The sequence below is a fragment of the Thermostichus sp. MS-CIW-41 genome, assembly GCF_054058915.1.
Genome location: NZ_JBSSBO010000016.1, coordinates 45,936 through 57,062, shown reverse-complemented (window position 1 = coordinate 57,062; position 11,127 = coordinate 45,936). Strand labels below are relative to the sequence as shown.

The window sequence follows — 11,127 nt, the reverse complement described above, 5'->3', positions numbered from 1 at the left end:
GCGGGATACCGCCATTCTGGTTGGAAACAAACAGAATGCTATCGCTGCATAGTTGAACAGTGATGTTCAGCAGTGTTCAGCGTAAATGTATCAGACACTCCAAGTCCGTTCAAAAAATGCGGGCTAACTGCTCGCAGGCAACTCTAATTTTCTCCAAGCTACCGGGATTGACCAAGCCGTAGTAGTCAAATCCATAAACTTTCCCAGTTTGGACGGCTTGCAACCGATTCCAAAAGGGGCGGGAACGGAAAAACGCCAAGGGATCCGCCGCCTCCGGGTTGACCACCAGCAGAACTTCTGGGTTGGCTTCCAGGATGCGCTCTGCCGAAAGGGTGACGTAGCCCCGAAAAGGCCCTTGGCTTTGCAAGGTAGCGGTGAGATTGTCCGCGCCAAAGCGTTCCAGCAGATCCCCGGCCCAGCTTTGCCGGTTGGGAGAAAGAATCGGCTGGGTGCCCACCAAGAGCAAGGTTTTGGGTCGAACGCGGGGCAGTTCCTGGGGCAAAAGGGATCCATACTGCCGCAGCAAGGGATCGGGATCCGCCCCCAAAGCAGCAGCCAGGGTGGCAATCGTCTCTTCCAAAGCAGCCCAACTGTCCACGCGGGTGAGGTAGGTGGGGATCCCCAGCTCCTGCAGCCGTTCTGCCAGAGCCTCGTGAAAGCCACTGGCCCCCACCACCCAGTCCGGTTGTAGGGCCACAAGCTGCTCCAGGTTGGGTTGGTTGCCCAGCCCCAGGCGGGTCAAGCCTTGGAAGCGGGGATCCTCCTCCAACAAACGACCGGCAGGGATCCCCACCAACCTATCGGGGGCCAAGCGATAGAGGATATCGGCAGTCAAGGTGGTGAGGCTGGCTACCCGACGAAAAGGACTCTGTCTCGCTGACAGGAGTGGCTCCTGAGGGATCCGACCTTGGGCTTGGGCCAAACGCCCCATTCCCCAGGCCCCCACGCTGGCCAGACCAAAGGCGAACAGTTGACGGCGAGAAAGACGAGACAGCATAGACAATCTGATACATTTACGCTGAACACTGCTGAACATCACTGTTCAACTATGCAGCGATAGCATTCTGTTTGTTTCCAAACAGAATGGCGGTATCCCGCAAAGCTTTGAGTAGAATACCCAAAGCCCAGTTTCCGTGTCGTCTTACTACCAATTTTCTGCTTTGCTTTGGCTACCATGTTGGCAGACTCGAAAGTAAACAGAAAGATCAACTGGTAGTAATCCGTACTGAACATATTATACATTATTTTCAGTATAGTTGAGCTTATTATTGACTAGAGTCATGCTCCAAAACAATTCCCAAACAGCAATCAATTGAGGGTGAACTGGATGGGCACCACCACCCAAGACTCGATGGGGGCGTTGTTTCTCAAGGCCGGGCTGAATTCCCACCGCTGCACCGCCTCCTGCGCTGCCCTATCCAGGGCGGGAAACCCACTGGAAGAGGCGATCTCCACCTGCTGCACCTGCCCCTGGGCATTGACCTTGGCCCGCAGCAGCACCTGCCCCTGTTGGCCGAGACGGCGAGCTTGAGGAGGGTAGGGGGGCGGAGGATTGCGACCGGGGATCGGGCGGGCCAGGATGTCCGGCTGGGGGTTGGCAGCCACTGTCGGTGGGGAGGAACTGGGGGTGGCAGGTGTTGGGGCAGAGGAATGGGGTTGGGCTGCACCTATACCGCCAGGTGTCCCAGTTTCAGGATCCCTTGGCCCCAATCTGCTCTCGCTGCCGGGGGAAGGCGGAGCGGCGGCAGTCTTTACGCTGGAACGGATCCCTTGGATCAAGGGGGTAAAGCGGGGCAGAGGGGTGCTTGAGGTAACCGGGGCGGAGGTGAGTGGAGTCGCTGTAGAGGTGGGGGTAACCGCCGGAGTTGGGGTGGGCTGTTGTGGCGGAGGAGTGGGTTGCGGGGTAGCTGTCGGTAATGGGGTCAGTGGAGGAGTAGGGGTGGGTTCTGGCTTTGCCGTGGGAATGGGTGTAGGGGTCGGTGGAGGCGTAGGGGTCGGAGTTTGCAGGGCCAGCAAAGATTCAGCCTCCGGGATGGCTGGCATCTCGATCTCTTGGGGCACAGGCTCCGGTGGGGATAGATCGTCTGCAGGGGGCGATTCCGGGGCCGGGCCGGGCGGCTCTGCTGTTGGCTCTGGTGGGAGAGATTCTATGGATTCTGAATCCGGTTCGAGCAACTGTGGCTCGGGATCCTCCAGCAAAAGCGTGACTGGGATCCGGAGTTCTGCGTCTGATAAAGGCCGGGATCCCCACCAAGCCAGCCCCAGCAGCGCCATCAGGTGCAAGAGGAGGGAAATCAACCCCTCCCGGCGCAGCGGTCGGGGATCCCTGGCTCGCAGGTGGAGGACGGTCCCCGGCGGATCTTCCCCCTCCTGGCAAGCTGTCCAGAGGGCAGCCCAGCTATAGCCGGCCACCCAAGCCTCTTGCAGCAGCTCCTCGGCACACTCCAGCCAGCCGCTCTCTCTTGCGCCAGCCCAAAGCCACAACGCCAACCAAGCCAGCCCCGCCTCCCAGGCCATGCCCGCCTGCTGCCAATACCACCCCTGCAGTCGCCACAAAAGCTGGGGACAGGACTTCCGAAGAAGAGAGAGGGATCCCTTGGGGGTGCGGGCAGGTGGCTCGGCAAGCATCGGTTAGAGCAGGATCCAGAGTAAACACGGCCTCAGGTCTTGGACCCTAAAACCGGGTGGAAAAACTGAGCGCAGCATGCCGTCCCGGCTGGGCCCGCCGTTCCACTTCAGGGCCGACAAAGAGAGAGCGGGTTTCGGAGTAGAGAAAATACTTTTCATCAAAGAGATTGAACACCCCGAAATTCAATTGCCAGTTGTCGTCCAGGTTGTAGTAGCCCAGCAGATCCACCACGGTGTAGCCCTTGGGCACAAACGGAATTTGAGGTGGAGCGTTGGGGTTCGGTTGCACTACCTCCCGTTGCGGGTCGCGGGGATCCGCCACCAGCGTGGCCACCAACCTGGCTCCCCAGATCTGGCTGGGATCGTCGTAGTGCAGTCCCAGTACTGCCGTCAGTGGCTCAATGGAAAGGAGGGGTTTGTTTTCGGTGAGGTTGTCCCCCACCGCCCAGGCAAAGCTGCCATTGAGGCTCCAGCCGGTCAAATCGGGGCTGAAGAAGTACTGCCCGGTGGCTTCTACACCATAGATGCGGGCCCGACTGACGTTCTGGCTCTGAAAGAGAGTCACCGGTGGAGGTGGCGGGCTCCCTGGCGGGCCGGGGGGTGAAGGCTCGGATCCCACCTCCCGGAAAGCCTCGATAAAGTCGTTGTAGGTGTTGTAGTAGGCGGCCAAGCTAAAGCTGGCCTGGGGGTAGATCCCCCGCAACCCCACTTCAAAGCCTTGGCTGGTTTCCGGTCGCAAGTTGGGATTGGAAAGGGTGCGGTAGCGGAAGAAGGGGCTGACCAGGTTGGTGAAGCCGCTGTTGATTTCGTTGTACTGAGGGGCCCGAAAACCGGTGTTGTACTGGGCCGTAAAGGTGAGGTTGGGATTAATCCTCCACACCAGGCCCACCTTGGGAGAAATGGCATCGGCAAACAGGCTGGCGGCTTCTGCCCCACTTTTCAAGAAGGCTTCGTCAGGGCTGGGGGTGAGGCGGTAGGTGTCGTAGCGGATGCCGGGGATGAGGGTAAAGTTGCCGCCCCCAAAGTCGATCTCATCTTGCAAATACAGCCCAAAGCGCACGGTATCGGAGTCGGGAAAATCTTTGGTGGGAAAAGTGTCCGGGGGGATGTTTTGGGTGACTGCCCCGGTCAGCAGGTTGGTTTGGAAGCGGTTGCGGGGACGTTCGTTGCGGGTGGTGGAGATCTCCATTCCATACACCAAGCGGTGGGAGAGATCCCCGGTTTGGAAGCGGCTCTGGGCCTGTACGCTGGCTCCCAGAATGTTGCTGACCAGCTCGTTGAAGGTATCCCGACGCACAGGCACGGGCCGACCTTGTACCGTGAGGGTGCGTTCTTCCACGCTGGGCTCCTGGGTGCGGGCCGGCTGGTAGTAGATCTGGACGGTGGCCAGCTCAAAAGCGGGGGTATCGGGGTTGGCGTAGCGATATTCCAAACTGAGGCGGCTGCGCTCGGTCTCAATGGTCTCCCTGAAAAAGCGGATGCCGGGATCCAGGTTGCGGGGCGAAAAGGTGGTGGTGGTGCGGTTGTTGAAGTATTCCGCCGTCAGGGTGAGGCTGTCAAAGGGACTGAAGCGATAGACCAGCTTGGCCAGAACATTGTCTCCCTCCACCGTCTGCCGATCCTTGAAACTGGGATCCGCCTGGATATCCGGCTCTCTGGCGTCGCGGCGAGTGTAGATGAGCAGGGCCTCTAAGTTATCCTGCCGACCCGCCAAGCTGAGGGTGTTGACGTACCCTTGGTTTTTGCTGTCGTACTGGCTGGACAGGCCCACATGGCTGTCCCGTTCCCCCAGCAGATCGGCTGGATCCAGGGTGGTATAGGTCACCACACCCCCCAGCGCGTCGCTGCCGTAGAGGGTGGAGGCGGGGCCGCGGATAATTTCTACAGTTTTCAGGGTCTCCAGCTCAAAGGTATCCCGGCCAATGGTGAAGGGGCCGAAGGAAAATCGCTCCGGCTGGCGGATCCCATCCACCTGGATCAGCACCCGGTTGGCGTCGAGGCCGCGGATGTTGAAGTCCTGCAGGCCGTAGCGAACGCTGCGCCGCACGCTCACCCCCGGCTCGTAGCGCACCAGATCCTGGATGTTCTGGATAAGCTCCTGCCGCAGGCGCTCCCGGTCGATGACGGTGATGGTGGCCGGGGAGTCGGCCAGGGTGCGCTCGGTGCGGGTGCCGGTGACCGTAACCTGCTGCAGGTTGAAGACGGGGGTGCCCTGCCGCAGCACTTGCAGATCCGCTTGCAGCCGCTCCACCTCCGCCTGATCCCCCCGCCGGCGGGCAGCTTCGATCTGGGCTTCTAGCTCGCGAATCTGCTCCTGGATGGTGGTGGCTCCCCGAGGGGTGGCCTGGGCCAGCAAAGGAGTCTCAGGGATCCGGGCATTGGGCTGAGCCTGGGACAGGGATCCCCAGCCCACTCCCAAACTCAACCCCAAACTCACCACCCGCCACCAACGACCGTTCACGCGCATAACCTCTCATGCTCCTCGAAATCCACAACAGGGAAAATTCACTGCAAAACCGGACAAACCCTCCCTCAGCACCCTGACACCGGCAGGGAGAGGAGCCTTGCTGCCGCTGGAGCTGTGCTGCGCAGGGGGCAAAGCTGTGGCCCTACCGGAGTCGAGATCCACTCCACCTCCAGGCCAAACACCTGTCGCACCCGGCTGGGGGTCAACACCGCCAAGGGAGACCCCAGGGCCTGCATCTGGGCGGATCCCAGCAAGGCAATCTGCTCGCTGTAGCGAATGGCCAAATTCAGGTCGTGCAGCACCGTAACTACCGTCAGGCCCTGCTCCTGCTTCAGCCGTTGCAACAGCTCCAGCAGCTCCAGTTGGTGGCGCAGATCCAAAAAGGTGGTGGGCTCATCCAACAGCAACACCTGCGGCTCCTGCACCAAAGCCAACGCCAGAAAAGCCCGTTGCCGCTCGCCCCCCGAAAGGGTTTCCACCCGCCGCAGCGCCAGGGATCCCAGTCCCGTCTGCTCTAGAGCCCACTCCACCCGCTGCCGATCCGCCGGCGTCAACTGCCACGCCCACCAGGGCTGGTGGGGAGAACGCCCCAGACTCACCAATTGCCGCACCGTCAGCCCTGCCGGGATCCGCTGCTGCTGGGGCAAAAGAGCCAACTGCCGGGCCACCTGCTGGGGAGTGAGTTGAGCGTGCAGATCCCGACCGTCCAGGTACACGCGCCCAGCTTGGGGAATCAGAACCCGACTCAACAGCCGCAGCACCGTCGATTTGCCCGAACCATTGGGGCCGACAATGCTCAGCCATTCCCCCTGTTGCACGCTGAAGCTCACTTGTCGCACCACCGTCCGGGATCCGTAGCCCCCGCTCAAATCCTCGACCTGCAGGATGGGCTCTCTCATCGCCCTGCCCCCTGCTGCCGCAGCAGCCAGCCGAAAAAGGGAGCCCCCATCACAGCGGTGACAATCCCCACCGGCAGCTCTATCGGGCCCAAACGGCTCAGGATATCGGCACCGCTCAGCAGGGTCGCCCCCGCCAAGGCAGAAAGGGGCAACAGCCAGCGGTAATCGGATCCCACCCCCTGCCGCACCATGTGGGGCACCACCAAACCGACAAAGCCGATCAACCCCCCCACACTGACAGCGGTTGCCGCCAGCCAAGCCGCCACCAGACCAATCACCACCCGCGTCCGCGCCAGAGGGATCCCCAAGCTCACCGCCATCTCTTCCCCCAAGCTCAGCAGGTTTAAAGCCCGCGCCTGCCCCCATCCCAATCCCAAGCCGACCAGGATATACGCCCCGGCCACCTGCACCTCTGGCCAGCCCCGCCCGCTCAAGCTGCCGATCAACCAGGTGAGAGCCACCTGCACCCGGTCATCTGCCATCAACAACAAGGTGGAGCTAATGGCCCCAAACAGGGCGCTGACGGCCACCCCCGCCAAGATCAGCCGCTCCACCGCCAGTCCCGAGGGAGTACGCGCCAACCCGTACACCAACACGGTAGTCAGCACCCCGCCCACCCAAGCGGCCAGGGGCACCCAAGCCGTCCACTCTCCCAAGGTGAGCAACCCCACCGCCGCCAGGCCCGCCCCCGCCGAAATGCCCAGCAGGTAGGGATCCGCCAGCCCATTGCCCAGCATCCCCTGCAACAGGGCCCCTGCCATCCCCAGAGCCGCCCCCAGCAACTGGGCCAAGAGCGCCCGCGGCAGCCGCAACTGCCAAACAATCGTCTGCCGAATGGGATCCCCCTGCCCCCACAGGGCTTGCCAGAGTTCTGGGAAAGTCATGGGAACGGATCCCAAAGCAATCGAGACCAAAAGTACTAGGAAAATGAAACTCAATAGCAAACAGGTCAAACCGATTGGCGAGAGCAGCCGCTTTTTTTGCCCCCAGCCTCTGCCCCCCTCAACCTCTGTATACGGACACTCGCGATCGACCAGCACCGGGAAAACCTCTCGAGCTTTGCCCAGGAAGAGAGCCTTCTGAGGCCAAGAAACCCCCTCCGCCTGCAAGGGCGGGATGGAAAACTCAGCCAAGTTGGCCAGGCCTCCCTCCCGAGCTTTATTGAAAGTCAAACTCAACAAAACGTAGTCGCTAGAATAGCAAGGCTTCTTGGATGTTGCAAGTCAGTTTCAATAGCTTGTGCCTAAATTTCTCCCTCTTGCGCTTCAGGGCTTTTGGACAAGACCGGGCAGCGCCTCTGCCCAGCCATTCAGACTTACCTCAGGGGGGATCCAACTACCCTGAGCGAGGTCATTTCAACCAACTGCGAAATGGCAATTACCTAGCTTCCCTCTCCCCAGAGGAGGAGGGCTGGGGAAATGTCTCATACTTCATCTAGATCTAGAATGGCCCAAGCTGATCGGTCCGGTTTGGCCAGGCTCTCAACCTTGAGCCCATTGCTTGCAAACGTTTTGATGCCATGACTTCTCCCGCCGAGCATACTTGGAATGCCCTGGAGGTGGATCCCACCCTCCTCACCCCCATGATGCAGCACTACGTAGAGCTGAAGCGGCAATACCCGCACGCCATTCTGCTCTACCGCCTGGGGGATTTCTACGAGATGTTTTTCCAGGATGCGCAAGTGGTGTCGCGGGAGCTGGAGCTGGTGCTCACCGGGCGAGAGGCCGGAGCCATCGGCAGGGTACCCATGTGCGGGATCCCTTACCACGCCTTTGACCGCTATGCCGCCCAGTTGGTGGCCAAAGGCTATGCCCTGGCCGTCTGCGACCAGATGGAGCCGGCAGATCAGGCCAAGGGCTTGGTGCGGCGGGAAGTAACGCGGGTGATCACCCCTGGCACCGTCCTCGAAGAGGAGCTGCTGCAGGCGCGGCAGAATAACTACCTGGCGGCCATTGTGCAGCTCAAAGGATCAAGGCAAGCTCCCTGCCGCTGGGGCCTGGCCTATGCGGATATCTCCACCGGCGAGTTCTGGGTGTGTCAGAGCGAGGGGCAAGAGCAACTGGAGCAGGAACTGGCCCGGCTGCAGCCGGCAGAGGTTTTGCTGCCCACCGAGGAGGGGCTGGGACTAGGCCTCATCCGTCCAGGGGATCCCCAGAAGCCCCTGGGTCTCCCCAACCAATACGCCTATACCCTGCGCCCAGCCGAACCTTTTGAACTGGCGGTGGCGCGGGAGAACCTCATGCAGACCTACGGCCTGCGCTCTCTGGAAGGATTGGGCTGTGAGGGATTGCCTCTGGCGGTGCGAGCAGCGGGAGGGCTTTTGCACTACTTAGAAGAAACCCATTCGCCTCAGCGGTGCGTAGCACCAAAGACCCTGCTGCAGCCTTCTCCCCAGGGAGGCCACCCGCTCCTGCCTCCCCCGCGCACCTACCAGCTCACGGACTACCTCATCTTGGATGCCCAAACCCGGCGTAACTTGGAGCTCACCCAGACCCTCCGAGAGGGGGCTTTTGTGGGATCCCTGCTCTGGGTGCTGGATCACAGCCGTACAGCCATGGGGGGGCGCACTTTGCGGCGCTGGCTAATGCAGCCTTTGCGGGATCTAGAGCAAATCCGCCTTCGCCAAGACACCATCCAAGAGCTTTTGGAAAACCCTTCTCTGCGGGCCCGCCTGGGATCCCTTCTGGACTCTCTGTACGACCTGGAGCGGCTGGCCAACCGCGTCGGATCGGGCACCGCCAACCCGCGCGAGATGGTGGCCTTGGGATCCTCCTTGGGCAAACTGCCCCAGTTGGCCGAGCTGGTGGGGGAAGCCAAGACTCCCCTCTTGCAAAGCCTGCAACAGGTGGATCCCGCCCTGGTTGAGCTGGGCCAACGCATCGAGCACACCCTCCTGCCCTCCCCTCCCCCTGTGCTCACCGAGGGGGGCCTCATCCGAGCCGGCGTGGATCCCGAGCTGGACAGGCTGCGGCAGCAGGTGGAGCAAGACCGCCAGTGGGTTGCCCAGTTGGAAAAAAGCGAGCGCGACCGCACTGGGATCCCCACTCTCAAGGTGGGCTTCAACAAGGCCTTCGGCTACTACCTCAGCATCAGCCGCGCCAAGGCCCACCAAGTCCCCAAAGAGTACATCCGCAAGCAAACCCTGACCAACGAAGAGCGGTTCATTACCCCCGAGCTGAAAGAAAAAGAGGCCCGCATCCTCACAGCCCAAACCGACATCAACCAGCGGGAATACGAGCTGTTTGTGCAGTTGCGCCAAGAGGCAGGATCCCGGGCCGAAGCCATCCGCCAAGTGGCCCAGACCCTGGCTGCCGTCGATGCTCTGTTTGGCCTGGCGGAAGTGGCAGTGCAGCAGGGATACACCCGTCCCGTAATCACCGAAGACCGCCGGCTGATCATCGAGGAGGGTCGCCACCCGGTGGTGGAAAAATCCCTGCCCCAGGGCCTCTTCGTGCCCAATTCGGTGCAACTGGGATCCCCCCACGGCCCCGATTTGATCGTCCTCACCGGGCCCAACATGTCCGGCAAGTCCACTTACCTGCGGCAAATTGGGCTCATCCAAATCCTGGCCCAGATGGGCAGCTTTGTCCCCGCGCGGCGGGCAGAGTTGGGCCGCTGCGACCGCGTATTTACCCGCATTGGCGCTGTGGACGATCTGGCTACCGGCCAGTCCACCTTCATGGTGGAAATGAACGAGACCGCCAACATCCTCAACCACGCCGGCGAGCGCTCCTTGGTGCTGCTGGACGAGATTGGCCGAGGCACCGCTACCTTCGATGGCCTTTCCATTGCCTGGGCGGTGGCAGAGTACCTGGCTACCCAAGTGCGGGCCCGTACGGTCTTTGCCACCCACTACCACGAGCTCAACCAACTGGAGACCCTGCTGCCCAACGTGGCCAACTTCCAGGTGGTGGTCAAAGAGCTGCCGGATCGCATTGTCTTCCTGCACCAGGTGCAGCCGGGGGGGGCAGATCGCTCCTATGGCATTGAGGTGGGACGCATGGCTGGCCTGCCCCAGCCGGTAATCCAGCGGGCCGAACAGGTGCTGGCCTTGGTGGAAAAACACAGCCGCATCGGCCTGGGCCTGCGCAACCAAGGGAAAAGCCGCCTCGCCCAAAAGAACTCCAAAAAAGAGCCCGCTCCCAATCGCAGCCCCGATTCCGCCGTTGGGGATCAACTGTCTTTGATCCCAGCACCTCTCTCTCCCGATTGGCCTTAGACTCCCCTACCCCTAATCCAGATCCCGTTCTTGCAACCCCAGGGCTGCAGCCAGCCCATCCAGCTCATCCCGATGCCCCTCCACCCACAGGTGGGATCCAGAAGCCGTTGGCGTTCGTTCCCAGGACGAGAGCGGGACAGAGTCCTCGTCGGCTTCCTGCAGTTTCAGGCGGATTTGTTCCGGGCGTTGGTTGCGCTGCCGGTAGTACCAACCCGCCCAAGGAGAAGCCAGCACCACCATCCAGGGCCAAGCTCCCCACCCCGGCTCAAGGGTCTGCAGCACCAAGGCCAAACAGGCCAGTCCCGTCCCCGCCAGCCCCGTCAAAAAAAGGGCCAGCCCCACGCTAGCCTGACCCTGCCCTGCAAAGGTGGCGATCCCCTCGGCATCGGCGGACTGGAGACGATAGCCACGCCTTTCCAAGTGCTCCCGTAGAGCGGATCCCATTTCTTCCAGGCTGCGACTGCTGAGATAGACGCGAGTCTCAACGCGATCTTTGCCCGAAGCTCGCAGGAAAAAGAATAGACCGATGGCCAATAGAGTCGTCAACGCCAAGGTTGAAACCTTTTCCCCCGTCAGCGGGGCTATGGCCAACCCAAGTGCCTGAGCAGAGCCCAGTCCGCCCAGAGGAAGGGGGTTGACCTGTTCGGGGAGTCTGGCTCCCCCACAGCTGGGTGGGATAGGTGAATGGGAACAGTTCATCGAATAGAATCGAATAGATTGGAATAGGCAAAGCAATTTACACGCTACCTTTGAAGTTTAGACCCTCTAGGATGGATGGGTTACTTCCCCCAAGGACGAGCTGCCGGGTTCACCCTGAGGGCAATACGCTTTTTCGCAGTGGCGGTGACGGTTGAACTGGGGGGATCCTACGCTGGCTCTCATGTCTCTGGGCTGAGAAATGCAACTATAATTAA

The 11,127-nt window shown here is 61.2% G+C and carries 7 protein-coding genes and 1 pseudogene; 1 reads left to right on the top strand and 7 read right to left on the bottom strand.

Features of this window, described 5'->3' with window-relative positions:
* Window positions 1-109 precede the first annotated feature (109 nt).
* From ACVWXE_RS06910 to ACVWXE_RS06885, 6 genes and pseudogenes are all read right to left on the bottom strand, one after another.
* A complete protein-coding gene (locus ACVWXE_RS06910) occupies window positions 110-997 on the bottom strand; it encodes an ABC transporter substrate-binding protein (protein WP_011434267.1) in 888 nt (295 codons plus the stop codon).
* Between the two features lie 49 nt (window positions 998-1,046).
* Window positions 1,047-1,230: pseudogene (locus ACVWXE_RS06905) on the bottom strand (hypothetical protein); the annotation flags it as partial.
* 78 nt (window positions 1,231-1,308) lie between these two features.
* Window positions 1,309-2,628, bottom strand: a complete 1,320-nt coding sequence (locus ACVWXE_RS06900; RefSeq protein WP_414408478.1) for an energy transducer TonB — start codon at window positions 2,626-2,628, stop codon at window positions 1,309-1,311.
* A gap of 46 nt (window positions 2,629-2,674) precedes the next feature.
* A complete protein-coding gene (locus tag ACVWXE_RS06895) occupies window positions 2,675-5,095 on the bottom strand; it encodes a TonB-dependent hemoglobin/transferrin/lactoferrin family receptor (protein WP_457383924.1) in 2,421 nt (806 codons plus the stop codon).
* Between the two features lie 65 nt (window positions 5,096-5,160).
* Window positions 5,161-5,994, bottom strand: a complete 834-nt coding sequence (locus ACVWXE_RS06890) for an ABC transporter ATP-binding protein (protein ID WP_457489905.1) — start codon at window positions 5,992-5,994, stop codon at window positions 5,161-5,163.
* The gene (locus tag ACVWXE_RS06885; protein WP_457489907.1) at window positions 5,991-6,947 is read right to left on the bottom strand and encodes a FecCD family ABC transporter permease; all 957 of its coding nucleotides are present in this window, start codon (window positions 6,945-6,947) and stop codon (window positions 5,991-5,993) included. Before ACVWXE_RS06885 ends, ACVWXE_RS06890 begins: the two co-directional genes overlap by 4 nt.
* Window positions 6,948-7,513: 566 nt before the next feature.
* Between ACVWXE_RS06885 and mutS the strand changes: the two genes are divergently transcribed.
* Complete coding sequence (gene mutS / locus ACVWXE_RS06880) at window positions 7,514-10,213, top strand: DNA mismatch repair protein MutS (protein WP_457489904.1); 2,700 nt, start codon at window positions 7,514-7,516, stop codon at window positions 10,211-10,213.
* Window positions 10,214-10,225: 12 nt separating this feature from the next.
* Here mutS and ACVWXE_RS06875 read toward each other — a convergent pair whose 3' ends face one another.
* Window positions 10,226-10,804 (bottom strand): cofactor assembly of complex C subunit B, encoded by a 579-nt coding sequence (locus ACVWXE_RS06875; protein ID WP_457489903.1) that lies wholly within the window; start codon window positions 10,802-10,804, stop codon window positions 10,226-10,228.
* Between the last annotated feature and the right edge of the window lie 323 nt (window positions 10,805-11,127).

What these genes read in the sequence shown, in the direction of transcription:
- ACVWXE_RS06890 (WP_457489905.1), bottom strand. Translation starts at nt 5,994, where the DNA reads ATGAGAGAGCCCATCCTGCAGGTCGAGGATTTGAGCGGGGGCTACGGA.
- ACVWXE_RS06910 (WP_011434267.1), bottom strand. Translation starts at nt 997, where the DNA reads ATGCTGTCTCGTCTTTCTCGCCGTCAACTGTTCGCCTTTGGTCTGGCC.
- ACVWXE_RS06900 (WP_414408478.1), bottom strand. Translation starts at nt 2,628, where the DNA reads ATGCTTGCCGAGCCACCTGCCCGCACCCCCAAGGGATCCCTCTCTCTT.
- ACVWXE_RS06895 (WP_457383924.1), bottom strand. Translation starts at nt 5,095, where the DNA reads ATGCGCGTGAACGGTCGTTGGTGGCGGGTGGTGAGTTTGGGGTTGAGT.
- mutS (WP_457489904.1), top strand. Translation starts at nt 7,514, where the DNA reads ATGACTTCTCCCGCCGAGCATACTTGGAATGCCCTGGAGGTGGATCCC.